The organism is Bacillus sp. 275 (assembly GCF_001999205.1).
In the GTDB taxonomy this organism is placed as follows: Bacteria; Bacillota; Bacilli; order Bacillales; family Bacillaceae; genus Bacillus; species Bacillus velezensis.
Map to the genome: position 1 here is coordinate 328,746 of NZ_CP019626.1, position 15,067 is coordinate 343,812.

The 15,067-nt window shown below is 46.1% G+C and carries 16 protein-coding genes; all 16 read right to left on the reverse strand.

The genetic code is table 11. From position 1 onward, the window contains the following. Window positions 1-15 precede the first annotated feature (15 nt). Window positions 16-813: a phosphatidate cytidylyltransferase gene (locus tag BZ167_RS01130; protein ID WP_015417480.1), complete on the reverse strand. Its 798-nt coding sequence runs from the start codon at window positions 811-813 to the stop codon at window positions 16-18. Window positions 814-816: 3 nt separating this feature from the next. Beyond that, a complete protein-coding gene (locus tag BZ167_RS01135) occupies window positions 817-1,599 on the reverse strand; it encodes an undecaprenyl pyrophosphate synthase (protein ID WP_007611457.1) in 783 nt (260 codons plus the stop codon). A 125-nt stretch (window positions 1,600-1,724) separates the two neighbouring features. After that, window positions 1,725-2,282 carry a ribosome recycling factor gene (gene frr / locus BZ167_RS01140; RefSeq protein WP_003154212.1) on the reverse strand — a complete coding sequence of 186 codons (558 nt, stop codon included), beginning with the start codon at window positions 2,280-2,282 and terminating at the stop codon, window positions 1,725-1,727. A gap of 2 nt (window positions 2,283-2,284) precedes the next feature. Continuing rightward, window positions 2,285-3,007 carry a UMP kinase gene (pyrH, locus tag BZ167_RS01145; protein WP_003154213.1) on the reverse strand — a complete coding sequence of 241 codons (723 nt, stop codon included), beginning with the start codon at window positions 3,005-3,007 and terminating at the stop codon, window positions 2,285-2,287. A 145-nt stretch (window positions 3,008-3,152) separates the two neighbouring features. Next, the gene (tsf, locus tag BZ167_RS01150; protein ID WP_007611455.1) at window positions 3,153-4,034 is read right to left on the reverse strand and encodes a translation elongation factor Ts; all 882 of its coding nucleotides are present in this window, start codon (window positions 4,032-4,034) and stop codon (window positions 3,153-3,155) included. Window positions 4,035-4,133: 99 nt separating this feature from the next. Next, a complete protein-coding gene (gene rpsB / locus BZ167_RS01155) occupies window positions 4,134-4,874 on the reverse strand; it encodes a 30S ribosomal protein S2 (protein ID WP_003154215.1) in 741 nt (246 codons plus the stop codon). Window positions 4,875-5,017: 143 nt separating this feature from the next. Continuing rightward, on the reverse strand, window positions 5,018-5,485 hold the full coding sequence (locus tag BZ167_RS01160) for a DUF6115 domain-containing protein (protein WP_015417479.1): 468 nt from the start codon (window positions 5,483-5,485) through the stop codon (window positions 5,018-5,020). Window positions 5,486-5,512: 27 nt separating this feature from the next. Then, window positions 5,513-6,277, reverse strand: a complete 765-nt coding sequence (sigD, locus tag BZ167_RS01165; RefSeq protein ID WP_003154217.1) for an RNA polymerase sigma-28 factor SigD — start codon at window positions 6,275-6,277, stop codon at window positions 5,513-5,515. A 26-nt stretch (window positions 6,278-6,303) separates the two neighbouring features. Continuing rightward, a complete protein-coding gene (cheD, locus tag BZ167_RS01170; RefSeq protein ID WP_003154219.1) occupies window positions 6,304-6,804 on the reverse strand; it encodes a chemoreceptor glutamine deamidase CheD in 501 nt (166 codons plus the stop codon). After that, window positions 6,801-7,430: a CheY-P phosphatase CheC gene (gene cheC, locus BZ167_RS01175; RefSeq protein WP_003154222.1), complete on the reverse strand. Its 630-nt coding sequence runs from the start codon at window positions 7,428-7,430 to the stop codon at window positions 6,801-6,803. The genes cheD and cheC overlap by 4 nt, the downstream gene beginning before the upstream one ends. A 15-nt stretch (window positions 7,431-7,445) precedes the next feature. Further along, complete coding sequence (gene cheW / locus BZ167_RS01180; RefSeq protein ID WP_003154225.1) at window positions 7,446-7,919, reverse strand: chemotaxis protein CheW; 474 nt, start codon at window positions 7,917-7,919, stop codon at window positions 7,446-7,448. Between the two features lie 22 nt (window positions 7,920-7,941). After that, window positions 7,942-9,960 carry a chemotaxis protein CheA gene (gene cheA, locus BZ167_RS01185; RefSeq protein WP_047935717.1) on the reverse strand — a complete coding sequence of 673 codons (2,019 nt, stop codon included), beginning with the start codon at window positions 9,958-9,960 and terminating at the stop codon, window positions 7,942-7,944. A 5-nt stretch (window positions 9,961-9,965) separates the two neighbouring features. Next, on the reverse strand, window positions 9,966-11,033 hold the full coding sequence (locus tag BZ167_RS01190; protein WP_015417477.1) for a protein-glutamate methylesterase/protein-glutamine glutaminase: 1,068 nt from the start codon (window positions 11,031-11,033) through the stop codon (window positions 9,966-9,968). Further along, complete coding sequence (locus BZ167_RS01195) at window positions 11,030-11,923, reverse strand: MinD/ParA family protein (RefSeq protein ID WP_060675468.1); 894 nt, start codon at window positions 11,921-11,923, stop codon at window positions 11,030-11,032. The genes BZ167_RS01190 and BZ167_RS01195 overlap by 4 nt, the downstream gene beginning before the upstream one ends. Next, complete coding sequence (gene flhF / locus BZ167_RS01200; protein ID WP_053573439.1) at window positions 11,920-13,011, reverse strand: flagellar biosynthesis GTPase FlhF; 1,092 nt, start codon at window positions 13,009-13,011, stop codon at window positions 11,920-11,922. Before flhF ends, BZ167_RS01195 begins: the two co-directional genes overlap by 4 nt. Continuing rightward, window positions 13,011-15,044, reverse strand: a complete 2,034-nt coding sequence (flhA, locus tag BZ167_RS01205; RefSeq protein WP_007409788.1) for a flagellar biosynthesis protein FlhA — start codon at window positions 15,042-15,044, stop codon at window positions 13,011-13,013. Before flhA ends, flhF begins: the two co-directional genes overlap by 1 nt. Window positions 15,045-15,067 lie beyond the last annotated feature (23 nt).

Consider the following 15,067-nt stretch of genomic DNA (forward strand, 5'->3'; position numbering starts at 1 on the left):
TCATATTAGCCTTTCTCATGAAAAAAGCGCAAGCAGAAAGTATAAGAACGGCATGACAAACATAAAGCTGTCAAATCGATCTAAAATGCCGCCGTGCCCGGGAAGGATTTTTCCCGAATCCTTCACATCATAGTGCCGCTTAAGCGCTGATTCAACCAAATCCCCGATCTGTCCGAATACAGACAGAACAAGCGTGATGACCAAAAGAACCGGGTATGAAATCGGAAGGTGCGCAAACAGCTGAAAAACAGCCGTAAAAATAAGGGCGATGACAATACCGCCGAGAAACCCTTCCACCGTTTTGTTGGGACTGATTTCGGGCCACAGCTTCCGCTTCCCGAGCGACTTTCCGACGAAATATGCGCCTGAGTCCGTTGACCATATGACAACGCAGGCATAAAAGATATACAAAAGCCCGTTTGTTTCAATGTTTCTGATTTCAATAAAATAATGAAAACACAGTCCGATATATACCGTCGCGAGAACGATAAACCCGACTTCGTCAAACGTAAAGGTGTTTTTCACGAGCACCGTATAGCTGAGCAGAATCAATACAGCGAAAATCGTTACTTCCATTTTCGCATCGAAAAAATGATACTTGTCCGGCATCATATACAGCCATAACAACAAGAGGCTGATCAGACCCGGAAAAGAAAAAAATCTGAGCTTTTTCATCCGCAAAAGCTCAAAAAGCGCTATACTTCCCATCACGTAAACAAATACGGTGAACGGCAATCCTCCGAAAATAACCAAAAATAAAAATAATGCCGCTGCCAGAACACCTGTTAACAATCTTTGTTTCATTTCCACCATCCTCTAAATTCCGCCAAACCTCCGGCCCCGCTGCTGAAATTCTCCCACTGCCTGCAGAAAGTGATCTTCTTTAAAATCGGGCCACAGGACATCTGTAAAAACAAATTCACTGTAAGCCACCTGCCAAAGCATAAAGTTGCTCAATCTGATTTCTCCGCTCGTTCTGATGAGCAGCTCCGGGTCCTGGATTGATTCTGTCATTAAATGCCCGGAAAAGAGCGCTTCATCAATGTCTTCGATATTCAGCGTGCCGCTTTTCACCTGTTCAGCCAGTGCTTTTGCCGCATTGACGATTTCCGTGCGTCCGCCGTAGTTCAAAGCGAAATTGAGAATCAGCCCGTCATTTTGTTCTGTATCTTTTACGGCCTTCTCAATCGCCCTGTACGTATGAGAAGGGAGCGCGGATTCATCTCCGATAATTTTCACCTGTACATTTTCCTCTATTAATTCAGGAAGATACGTATTCAGGAACTCTTCCGGAAGCTTCATCAAAAAGTCGACTTCCATCTTCGGGCGCTTCCAGTTCTCCGTTGAAAACGCATAAAGAGTCAGAACTTTAACGCCGAGCTGACTTGCGAGCTTTGTCACCCTTTTTACCACTTTCATTCCTTCATGATGTCCTGCAATCCGAGGGAGTGAACGCTTCTTCGCCCAGCGTCCGTTTCCGTCCATAATAATGGCAATGTGTGCGGGAATTTCACCCTTCAGTATGTCTTCTTTTGTATACCGTTCTAAGTTGGAAGCCGCATTCTGCTGATTCTTCCAATTTTTGAGTATGTTGAGCATGAGATTCCTCCGTCACCCAAAAAGGTTGCGTTGCTGATGATCAATGTAATCAACAGTATTAACAAAAAAACCCCCTGTAAACATGAGAGGGTCTTTTCACATTATCTATTGTACATAGTTTTTCATTAAACTTCCATGATTTCTTTTTCTTTGTCCTTTGTGACGCTGTCAATTTTTGACACATATTCATCTGTCAGCTTTTGAACGTCTTCACTGGAAGCACGAAGCTCGTCTTCTGTAATGTCTCCGTTTTTCTCAAGTTTTTTGAGGTCATCGTTGCTGTCACGGCGGACATTACGGACTGCTACTTTCGCTTCTTCCGCGTATTTTTTCACAACTTTGACAAGTTCTTTACGTCTTTCTTCCGTCAGAGCCGGGATCGCGATGCGGATAATTGTGCCGTCACTTGTCGGCGTTACGCCAAGATCAGCTTTCAGAATCGCTTTTTCAATATCGCCGATTGCCGTTTTGTCATACGGTGTGACAACAAGCATACGCGCTTCAGGCACATTGATGGAAGACAGCTGGTTTAAAGGTGTTTGGGCACCGTAGTATTCTACTGTCACTTTATCCAATAGAGATGGGTTGGCACGTCCTGCGCGGACTGACGCCAATTCACGTGAATAAGCGGCAACCGCTTTTTCCATGCGTTCTTTTGTTTGTGTTAATACTTCGTTTGACAACGTTATTTCCCCCTTACGATCGTTCCGATTGATTCGCCGATTACGGCACGCTTAATATTTCCTTCTTCCATAATAGAAAAGACGATCAGCGGAATATCATTATCCATACATAGTGAAGAAGCCGTAGAATCCATGACTTCCAGCCCGTCTTTTAACACATCGAGATAAGATAATTTTTCGTATTTAACGGCTGACTCATCTTTTCTCGGATCAGCATTATACACACCGTCGACATTATTTTTCGCCATTAAGATCACGTCCGCTTCGATTTCAGCGGCACGAAGCGCTGCGGTTGTGTCCGTAGAGAAATAAGGGTTTCCTGTTCCCGCGGCAAAAATAACAACGCGTTTTTTCTCCAGGTGGCGGATGGCTTTTCTTCTGATGTAAGGCTCAGCGACCTGACGCATTTCAATTGATGTCTGCACTCTGGACTGAATTCCGAGCGTTTCCAGGCTGTCCTGCAGGGCAAGTGAGTTCATGACAGTAGCAAGCATGCCCATATAATCGGCCGTCGCACGGTCCATTCCTAAGTCACTGCCCGTTTTTCCGCGCCATAAGTTGCCGCCGCCTACGACTACGGCCACTTCGACGTCAAGCTCAGCGATTTCTTTTACCTGTTTAGCGATGGATTGGATGACAGTCGGATTAATGCCGTTTCCCTGCTCTCCTGCCAATGCTTCTCCGCTAAGCTTTAAAACGATACGATTGTATTTTGGTTTTTCCATAATAACCTCCAAGTGTAAACATTGCCGTTTCCTATTATGCAAGAGAAAAAAAGGTTTGTAAATATAGTTTTAAAAATAGGGAACACAAGTAGTGTCCCCTATACTGCCTGAAAAGCCGCGAAAGATTCGCCAAGGCTTTCCGCCATTATTTTTTCACTTGGTTCATAACTTCTTCAGCAAAGTTTTCTTGGCGTTTTTCAATACCTTCTCCAACTTCGTAGCGGACGTAAGTTTTAACAGATGCGTTTTTTGCAGCCACAACTTGTTTCACTTTTTCGTCTGGGTTTTTAACGAAAGCTTGGTCTAATAAGCAAATTTCTTCGAAGAATTTGTTCAGACGGCCTTCAACCATTTTAGCTACGATGTTTTCCGGTTTGCCTTCTTGAAGAGCTTGCTGAGTCAGAATCTGACGCTCATGGTTTGCTTCTTCTTCAGACACTTGGTCGCGGGAAATGTAACGAGGATTTACCGCTGCAACATGCATCGCGATGTCTTTTGCAAGATCTTCGTCAGTTGTTCCGCTAAGAACGGATAATACGCCGATGCGGCCTCCCATGTGAAGGTAAGCACCGAACGCTTCGCTGTCTTCTTTTGAAATAACAGCAAAACGGCGAAGAGTGATTTTCTCTCCGATTTTAGCAACGTTGCTTGTGATGTATTCTTCAACAGTAGATCCGTTTTCCATCTTTTGACCCATTGCTTCTTCAAGATCAGCAGGAGCGTTTGCAAGAAGGTGGTCAGCAAGCGTGTTCAGAAGCTCTTTGAAGCCTTCGTTTTTCGCAACGAAATCAGTTTCAGAGTTTACTTCTAAGATAACGCCTTTGTTGCCGTCAGTTTTAATAAGAGTAGAACCTTCAGCAGCGATACGGTCAGCTTTTTTAGCCGCTTTCGCAATTCCTTTTTCTCTCAGAAGGTCGATTGCTTTGTCCATATCTCCGTCAGTTTCAGTCAATGCTTTTTTACAGTCCATCATACCAGCGCCTGTTTTTTGACGCAGTTCTTTTACCTGCTGTGCAGTAATAGCCATTTGAATTCCTCCTTATATGTGTAAACAAGATATGTATAGATACATTTTTCTTGAAAAAAGGTGATAAAAGGCAGTCCCTCTTATCACCTTTTGATTAGGTTACGCAGTTGTCGTTTCTGTTTCAGGTGCAGTCTCTTCAGCAGCTTCCGCTTCTTCTTCGCCTTGCTTCGCTTCTAAGATAGCATCTGCCATTTTAGAAGTAAGAAGTTTGACAGCGCGGATTGCGTCATCGTTTGCAGGGATTACGACATCAATTTCATCAGGATCACAGTTTGTATCTACGATTCCGATGATAGGAATGTTCAATTTGCGAGCTTCCGCAACAGCGATGCGCTCTTTGCGAGGATCGATGATGAATAATGCATCAGGAAGATCCTTCATGTCTTTAATTCCGCCGAGGAATTTTTCAAGACGCTCTAATTCTTTTTTCAATTGAACAACTTCTTTTTTCGGAAGTACTTCAAATGTACCGTTTTCTTGCATTTTCTCGATGTCTTTCAGACGCTTAATGCGTTTTTGGATTGTTTCGAAGTTTGTCAGTGTACCGCCCAACCAGCGTTGGTTGACATAGTACATGCCAGAGCGTACAGCTTCTTCTTTAACAGAATCCTGAGCTTGTTTTTTTGTGCCGACGAAAAGGATTTTTCCGCCTTCAGCAGCAAGGTTTTTCGTGAAGTTGTAAGCTTCCTCTACTTTTTTCACTGTTTTTTGAAGGTCAATGATGTAGATTCCGTTACGCTCCGTGAAAATGTAACGCTTCATTTTTGGGTTCCAGCGGCGTGTTTGGTGGCCGAAGTGAACACCAGCTTCAAGCAATTGTTTCATAGAAATAACTGACATGTGATTTCCTCCTAATAAAATGGTTTTTTTCCTCCGCTTAGGTCATTTTTGTGCAGAACTGCCGTTTGCAGCACCCTCTGCATAAATCGTTAAGCGTGTGTATTTAACACCAAGACATAATATAACACAGCTTTATGCGACAATCAAGAATCCTTTACAGCTTTGCCGCGAAATTTTAAAAACAGCTCGATTTCTGTCTTTCCGCTCTGCATCCGTTTGGCGATTTCCGCGGGGGTGAGCCCTTGTTCATATAATTCTGAAACACGTTCTTCAAACGAATGCGCACCGTTGTTTTCATCACTTTCAGCCCGTTCCGTTGCACTGATGAGCTTTTCCATGTGGTCCGGAATATCAGGCTCTTCTTTCGGTTCCGGCCGGGGTTCGGCATCTTCTGCGTCCGGCGCTTGACGGCTTTTTGCGTCTTCGAGTCTTTCATTTTCTTCTTTCAGCTCAAGCAGAAACGCTGCAAGGGTGTTTTCCGTCTCTTCAAGAATCTTCTTCTGCTGGCGCTCCGTCTCCTTGAGGGCTGAAAACCTCGTGTACAGAATAATGACGGCATAAAGCAGTACGCCGTGAAGCACAAAGCTTAAAAGCCATAATAGTGTTGACATGTTTTTCACTCGCTAACCATGAGTTCATTATTGAATTACTTTTTCAAGCAGATGCTTTAATTTAAACAGCGCCTTTGAATGAATCTGTGAAATCCGCGACGTCGAAAGGTTCAGGACTTGTCCGATCTCGGTCAAAGTCAGTTCTTCTTTATAGAATAAACTGACGACAAGCTGCTCTTTTTCAGAGAGCTCGTGAATTTTGCCCGCAAGCTGAGCGATCAGCTCGTCCTTCATGATTTTTTCTTCCGGCGGCACATTTTTGTCATCTCTGATCATCACTTGAATATTCTCACCGTCATCCTGGTCGTGAAGCTTTTCATCAATTGATAAGAGATTGGCAAAAAACCCTTCATTCATCGTTGATACTACGTCCTGCTCCGTCATCCCCAGCTCTTCTGCGATCTCTGAAGGCGTCACATTCCGAAGGTAGCGCTGTTCAAGTTTTTCGATCGCCGCTTCGACTTTTTTTGTCTTCTCCCGTGAAGTTCTGGGCAGCCAATCTTCTTTACGCAGCCCGTCGATGATTGCACCGCGAATTCTAAACGAGGCATAGGTATCAAATTTTAAATCCCGGCCGGGGTCAAATTTTTCCAGGGCATCATATAAACCAAGCATACCAAGGCTCATTAGATCGTCTTTATGCACCGATTTCGGCAGTCCGACGGAAATTCTGCCGACATGATATGTGACCAGCGGCATGTAACGGCGCATTAAATCATCACCGGCTTTAGGATCTTTCCACTCTTTCCAGCGCGACCAAAGCACCTGATCTTCATAATTCAAGGATTGCATTGTTATCCCCCTACCTCATACCTTTATTAAATCGTTGTTTCACCTTGTTTAACAGTTCGAATGTGCAGCATGCAGGACTTTGGCTCAAATTCAATCGTCCGGCCGCTTGAGCCGCCCGTATCTTCACTGATGACCGGAATGTTATACAATGAAAGCTGCTCTTTGATGGCCGCTACATTCCTCGGACCGATTTTCATCAGGTCGTTTGTCATTTTAAACTTAAACATCTCCGCTCCCCCGGCGAGTTTTGCCTTCAGGGCAAACTTGCGGCAGCCGGCTTTCAAAAGCATATCAATCGTCATCTTAACGGCGGTGTCCGCGTATTTTGCACGGTTGAGCTCCGCCGTTTTTGATAAACCGGAGTCCGGCAGCATGACGTGAACGAGTCCTGCCGTTTGTTTGTCTTTATCGTATAAAACCAGCCCTACGCATGAACCGAGTCCCGAGGTCCGGATTTTATCCGGGTAACGCGCGACTTGAACATCCGCAATCCCCACTTTAACGACTGCGGCTTCCGCACGGCTCATAAAGCCGCACCCAATGAGACGAAGAGCTTTTCAAAAGAATCATAGTCCGGGAGCATAAACATGTGGGCTTTGAGCTCCTGCCGGCTGCCCTGGTCAAAAATAGAAGTATCCACGACAATGGCATGCTCTCCGACTTGGCTGAGTTCCATCAGCCCTTCACTGATAACCGCGCCGAACATATCAAGTGAGATTTCCGGCACGCTCGGGTAAATCTCAAGCTTTGTCAAATCAGCCAATGCCGTTAAATAGGAACCTGCTAAAATATTGCCGAACTCATGTAAAGCAGAAGAACTCAAATGATCTTCACCCAACTGGTCAATATCAAAATCCGGATTTCCGATCAGCTCTCTGATAAACTGTTCCGCCTGATGGAAAGGCATGATGAGAAAGATAGAGCCGGTCATGTCGCCTTCCATTCTTAAAAAGATACTGGCGACCGGCGTTTCAGCCCCGCCGAAAAAATCAGCGAGCTCATCAAATGTCAATAAAGTCGCAAACGGCACTTCCATGTCTATCTTTCTGTTCAGCAGCTGAGCCATTGCAGAAGCCGAGTGACCCGCCCCGATATTTCCGACTTCCCGCAAAATATCCATCTGCTCTTCTTTGATCGCTTCAAACTTACTCATGTTGTCTTTTCCCCTTTAAGCATTAGGCTCTCCGGACGCAGATGCCGAAGCACCTTTATCCAGTACCGCATGCGCATCGATAATATTGAGGAGCCTGTTATCTTGCTTGACGATCTGTTTAATCCACACATCCGTTTCCTTTGTCTGGCTTTCAGGCGCGGATTCGATTTCATTTTCATGCACGGTGATGACGTCATTGGCCTCATCCACGACCCATCCGACATCAGCGTCACGGTAAGAAATGATGATAATCCGAGTCTCTTCTGTGATGTCCTGTTCAGGCTGATTCAGACGTTTTCTTAAATCAAGAACCGGGGTAATCACTCCGCGCAGATTGATAACGCCGCGGATATAAGATTCCACACCCGGGACCCTCGTCGGTTTTTGCCACTTTTCAATTGATTTCACCTGGGAAACTGAGATAGCGTATTCTTTCCCGTTTATCATAAACACAATCATTTTTTCACCTGTTTTGATTTCAGCAGTCATTCGGGCACCTCCTCGTGTCGTTTTAGTAGATCAGCGCATTGCAATCAATAATCAGCGCCACTTCTCCGTTTCCGAGAATCGTAGCGCCGGAAATCGCAAAGACGTTCGTCAAATAGTCGCCGAGTGATTTCAGTACGACTTCCTGCTGTCCGATAAAAGAATCCACGACAAAAGCAGTGGATTTATCGCCCTTTTTCACGACGATGACATGGAACTGATCGGCATCCTGTTTTGAATCCGTAATGCCGAATTCTTTTTTCAGATAGACGATCGGAACGATTTGGCCTCTGAAATCAATCACTTCTCTGTCATGCGTCTGCAGGATATCTTTCTTATCAATAACAGCCGTCTCTATAATAGAAGAAATCGGTATCGCAAACGTCTCTTCTTCCAGTTTAATGAGAAGAACGGATATAATTGAAAGTGTCAGCGGAAGCTGGATACTGAAAAGAGAACCTTGACCTTCCGCGGATTTGACACTGACAGAGCCGCCGAGTGATTCGAGTTTATTTTTTACGACATCCAGGCCGACGCCCCGCCCTGAAATGTCAGAAATTTGATCGGCAGTCGAGAAGCCCGGAGCAAAAATAAGCTCGTAAATCTCATTATCTTCAAGCGTTTCAGCATCACGTTCGGTGATTACACTCCGCTCGAGCGCTTTTTCAAGAATTTTCTTTCTGTTCAGGCCGGCCCCGTCATCTTCAACCTCAATAAAGACGTGGTTGCCGCTGTGATATGCCTTAAGCACGACATGACCTGATTCCGGTTTTCCTTTATTCACCCGCACTTCAGGCGATTCAATGCCGTGATCGATGCTGTTTCTGATTAAATGAACAAGCGGATCGCCGATTTCATCAATCACCGTGCGGTCCAGCTCCGTTTCAGCTCCGATGATGGACAATTCGATTTTCTTGTTTAATTCTTTTTGAAGCTGGCGGATCATTCTCGGGAAACGGTTAAAGACGGTTTCTACCGGCACCATCCGCATATTAAGAATAATAGACTGAAGGTCGCCCGAGATTCTGGTCAGGCGTTCAACGGTTTCAGTCAGCTCATTGTGGTCAAGCTCTTTGGCGATCTGCTCAAGACGTCCGCGGTCAATGACAAGTTCTTCAAAAAGGTTCATTGAAGAATCCAGTCTTTCAATGTTGACGCGAATCGTTTTCGAGCCGCTGTGATGCTTCGGCTGTTCTTCCGTTTTCGCTTGCGGCTTAGGCTGTTTCTCAGCCTTTTTAACCGGAGCTTCCTTCACCGGTTCAGCCGCTTGCGGTTTTTCGGCCGTTTTTAACGGCGCACCGGCAGAAATTTCGACATTCTCCACTTCTGAAATGCCGCTGATGAGTTCTTTAATTTCTTCAGCAGGCTGCTTTGTCAAGAAACACACTTGAAAATCCGTTCCGAAATCTTCCGTCTCAAGCACTTCCGCGGCGGGTATTGTTTTTGCGACTTCCCCGGCTTCATTCAGCTTTTCAAATATCATGTACACGCGCACGGCTTTGAGCATGCAGCTTTCATTCAGGGAAACCGTTATTTCATAGCGGCTGAATCCTTGCTCTTCCGCCTCTTCAATAACAGTCCGTTCGAACTCGTCATAATCCCATTCAGTTGAAGCCTGTTGTTTTGAAGCCGGCGGTTCTGCTGTTTCGGCTGAAGCCGCAGTCTCATGCACCGCATTTACGTCGAGCTTCGCACTCACTTCAGAAATATCACGTTTGCCGTCTCCTCCGTCAATAATGGACTGCACCATCTCTTCAAGATGATCAAGCGCTTCAAACAGCACATCCAGCCAATCTGATGTAACGGGCATTTCTCCGTTGCGGATAGCGTCCAGCACATTTTCCATCAGGTGGGTTAAATGCGCCAGATCTGTATATCCCATCGTTGCGCTCATGCCTTTCAGCGTATGGGCAGCTCTGAAGATGTCATGCACAAGCTGAAGGTCTGCCGGATCTTTTTCCAACAGCAGCAGCTTTTCGTTACATGTCTGTAAGTGCTCTTTACTTTCATCAATAAAGACATCTAAATATTGATTCATATCCAATTGATTCACACCCTCTCTTTTTTCACACATCCGGTGATGGATGCCGCGATATCTTCCACATGTTTAATCTCATGAATGAGGCCCGCCTTTATCGCTGACTTCGGCATTCCGAACACAACACAGGATTCGTCCGATTCCGCAATCGTTTTAACGCTGCCTGTTCTGAGCATTTCTTTTACGCCCTCGGTTCCGTCGCTGCCCATGCCTGTCATAATGACGGCTACCTTTTCGTAATCGGATAAGCGGCTTGCCGACCGAAACAAATAATCGGCTGACGGTTTATGCCGGCTTTCCGTATCATGAACGTCAAGAATGATGCGGAGCCTTCCGCCTTCCTCTGCAACCGTCATATTTTTTCCGCCGGGCGCGATGTACACCCATCCGTCTTTCGCTTCTTCACCGTTTTCCGCTTCTTTGACCTGAATATCTGACAAATGGTTGAGTCTGTCTGCAAGTGAAGCGGTGAAGCCTTCAGGCATGTGCTGAACGACAAATACAGGCGCCTTTAAATCCTTCGGCAGTTTCGGAATCACCTTTTGCAGAGCCCGCGGTCCGCCTGTAGAGGTCGCGATGAATACGGCCTGCTTGGCGGATTTTGCTTTCGGTCTTTCAAATCCCGCCAAAGCCGGACGTTCCGGGATAGAAGACTCTTTCACTGCCGCCTCAGGTTTTTGTGCGCGGGACAGCCCGGCTGCAATCACCCTCTCAATCAGCTGCTCTTTAATTTTATAAAGATCAAGTGAAATCGCTCCGGAAGGCTTGGTGATAAAATCAAAAGCGCCCATTTCCAGGCAGTTGATCGTTCGGTCCTTCCCTTGCTGTGTCTGGCTCGATACCATGATGACGGGAAGTTTATATATGCTGATGATCTTCCGCAATGTATCCGTTCCGTTCATGACCGGCATTTCAATATCAAGCGTGACAACATCCGGTTTGAGAAGCTCTATTTTCTTCAGCGCCTCTTCCCCGTTTCTGGCTGTCCCGATGACTTCTATCTGCACTTCCGCAGCCAGAAAATCGGTAATCATCTTTCTCATAAAAGCTGAGTCATCAACGACAAGCACACGAATCACTGTAAAGTCCTCCTCAATAAAAAAGAAGATAATCTCTCAATAAATGCCGGTTTCTCTTCTCTTGGTTTGTTTTCTTCCGTTTGAAACAAGACATCCGTCAGAAGACGGACGGACCTGCTGGCTTTTGCTTGAGGACTTTTTATTAAAAAAGGCACCTGGTCAATGACGGCTTGACTTACTAACGGGTCATCGGGTATGGAGCCGGCGAAACGCACCTCCGCGCCTAAAAACGTGTGAATCGCATGAGAAAGGCGGTTGTACGTGTCCAGCGCCTGTTTTTGGGCGCGGGCGCGATTGACGGCAATGTTTACGGTCAGCCGTTCATCCGCGAGCAAGAGATGTTTGATCGCGCTGTAGGCATCCATAATGGCCGTCGGCTCAGGCGTTGTCACAGCGAGAATGTCTTCCGCCGATAAAATAAACGGCAGCTGTTCTTTTGAAAGTCCCGCTCCCATATCAAACAGAACGTAATCAAAATCGCTTAATACAGCGGAAAGACCATTCATAAAAGCCTCCCACTTCTCTCCGTCTGCTTGATAGATCGCCTCAAGCCCCGTTCCTCCGGATATGTAGCGAAGGCCTTTCGGACCGGAGGACAGTGATTGCGCCAATGCGTGCCGATTCTCCATCACATCAATAATGGTGCGGGAAGAAGCAGCGCCGATCAGCACATCAATGTTGCCCATTCCGATGTCAAGATCAATGATGAGTGCTTTTTTTCCTTTTTCCTGCAGGGCAACTGCCATGTTTAATGTTAAATTAGATTTTCCGACGCCGCCTTTACCGCTGATGACGGCTAATGTCTTCGCTTTTTTCTCATAAAGCTCCGGCTTGATCATTTGCCGCTCTCTCATTTTCCTTCTTAATGACTCTGCCTGATCGGGTTTCATGTCAAAAGCATCCTTACAAACTCTTTTGGTGAAGCCGATAGGATGTCTTCAGGCACATCCTGTCCATTTGTCAAATAGGCGGCGCCGATTCTTGATTCCGACAGCACTTGAAACACGGAGCCGAGTGAGGCGGTTTCATCCGTTTTCGTGAAAATGAATTGATTGACCGGCACACCTGAAAACTGTTTCAGCACCTGTTTCATATCTTCATATTTTGCAGATGCGGATAATACGAGAAAGGATTGTAAGCCTGATTCAAACGGAATCATCTCTTGTAATTCCGTAATATACTGCTCTTCTTTAAAGTTTCTACCGGCTGTATCAATGAAAACATGGTCATATTCAGCGAATTTTTCCAGTGCCTTCAGACATTCTTCCTTTGAATAGCATACTTCAAGAGGAGCCTGAAGCAGCTCCGCATATGTCTTCAGCTGCTCGACCGCGGCAATCCGGTAAGTATCCGTCGTCATAAAGGCAATTTTTTTATGCTCTGTCAGCATTGATGAGGCCGCGAGTTTCGCAAGTGTAGTCGTTTTGCCGGCCCCGGTTGAACCGAAAAGCACGACGTATTTTGATTGAATCCCTTCCTGCCACCTGTCTGCCGAAGGGAGCTTTTTCACTAACAAATCCTGCAGTTTTGAGCTGACATTATCTTCAGTTAAATCTCCGGAAACAATTGAAGAACGGAGCAATTCACTGAGTACGGCGTTTTGCGTATGATCAGGAAGCCCGGCTTGCTTCAATAGTCTCTCGGCTTTTTTTAATGGTTCAGGGAGCACTTCTTTAAAATGCGCCAGTTCGCCGGAAATACTTTGATCCGGAAGACGCGGCGGCTGAACAGGCTCAGCTTTCTCCGCCGTTTTCGTCTTTTTCAATTCTTCAGCGGCAGCCGGCGGCGTTTTTCTCGCTTCCCTGACGTCACGATCTAAAACCGCTATCACTTCGACGGCCTGCTGCGACCGCAGCCCCAGCCATTTTCGTTTCTTTACTTGTTTGGAATGTAAAATAACGGCATCATTGCCGAGTTCCTTTTTGATTTGCTTCGCGGCATCCTGCATTGAAGCGGCTGTAAATTTTTTTATTTTCATTAAATATCCACCACTCCAATGCTCTGTACTTCAACATTTGCTTCCAGCTCATTATAAGAAAGAACCGGAAGATCAGGGAAATACCGTTCTAACAGCTGTTTTACATACATTCTGACAGCAGGCGAGCAAAGCAGAATCGCCGACTCCTGGCGGATGGAAAGCTGCTCGGCCTCTTTAGCGACAGAACGGATGATGCTGTCTGAAACCTCAGGGTCGAGTGACAGGTAATTGCCCTGTTCAGTCTGCTGTACCCCGTCTGCAATCGCTTTTTCCACCCGGCCTGAGCATGTGATGACCTTCAGCGTTTCATGCTCTCTCGCATATTGTGCCGTGATTTGTTTGGCAAGCGACTGTCTCGCGTATTCTGTCAAAAGATCTGAATCTGTCGTTAATCTTCCGTAATCGGCAAGAGTTTCAAAAATGGTCACCAAGTTTCTGATTGAAACTTTTTCTCTCAGCAATTTGGCAAGCACCTTTTGAATATCGCCGACAGAAAGAGGGTTTGGCGTGACTTCCTCAACAAGCACAGGATAATTTTCCTTCAGATGATCGATCAGCTGCTTGGTTTCCTGTCTGCCGACCAGTTCATGGGCGTGCTGCTTAATTTTTTCTGTAATATGCGTAGATACGACTGACGCCGGATCAACAACTGTATACCCCAGCATGTCCGCTTCATCTTTCGCAGCTTCACTGATCCATTTTGCGGGAAGTCCGAACGACGGTTCAATCGTTTCAATTCCTTCAATGACGTCATCTTCAGGCGTCGGTGACATCGCTAAGTAATGATCCAGCAGGAGCTCTCCTTTAGCGACTTCATTGCCTTTAATTTTCAATCTGTATTCATTCGGCTGGAGCGCGATGTTATCTCTGATGCGCACAACCGGAATGACAAGTCCCAATTCAAGCGCAAGCTGACGTCTGATCATGACGATGCGGTCAAGAAGATCACCGCCCTGCCCCGCGTCTGCAAGCGGTACGAGTCCGTATCCGAACTCAAATTCAATCGGATCAATATGTAAAAGCTGCACAACGCTTTCCGGGCTTTTCAGTTCATCCGCCTGAGCCTCTTCTTCAAGAATTTCTTCCTCTTCTTCGCTCGGCTTATCCGCTTTGGACAGCATATAAGCGCCGAATGCAAGCAGACCGGCGATCGGCCCCGTCAGCAGAATGCCGATCGGTGTAAGAAGACCGAGCAAAAGTACAGTTCCCGCAGCTACATACAAGAGCTTCGGATAAGCAAACAGCTGGCCTGTAATATCATGACCGAGGTTTCCTTCAGATGCCGCTCTCGTCACGACGATCCCCGTAGCCGTTGAAATGAGCAAGGCCGGCATTTGAGAAACGATACCGTCACCGACCGTCAGCATTGTAAAGTGAGACGCAGCTTCTTGTATGCTCATCCCCTGCTGCAGCATTCCGATTACGATTCCGAAAATAATATTGATCATCACGATGATGATACCCGCGATGGCATCCCCTTTGACGAATTTGCTCGCACCGTCCATGGCGCCGTAAAAATCCGCTTCCCGGGCGACTTTTTCACGTCTGTGCTTTGCATCCTGCTCCGTAATCATGCCGGCATTTAAATCCGCGTCAATACTCATTTGCTTTCCGGGCATCGCATCGAGCGTAAATCTCGCCGCCACTTCCGATACCCGCTCGGCGCCTTTTGTAATGACGATAAACTGAATAATAATCAAGATAATGAAGACAACAAGCCCTACCAGCACATTTCCGCCGACAACGAAATTCCCGAATGTCTCAACAACCTTTCCCCCTTCTCCGTGAGAAAGAATCGAACGTGTCGTCGACACATTGAGCGAAAGCCGAAACAGCGTCAATAACAGCAGCAATGACGGGAATATCGAGAATTGCAGCGGTTCTTGCATATTCATTGTGGTGAGAAGCACGATCAACGCAAGAGAGATATTAATGATGATCAAAATACTTAACAACCATGGAGGGAATGGAATCACCAGCATTGCCACAATGAGGACAACACTTATTAAAACCGATAAATCTCTTGTTGACATGCTGTTTTTCTCTCCTTTTGAAT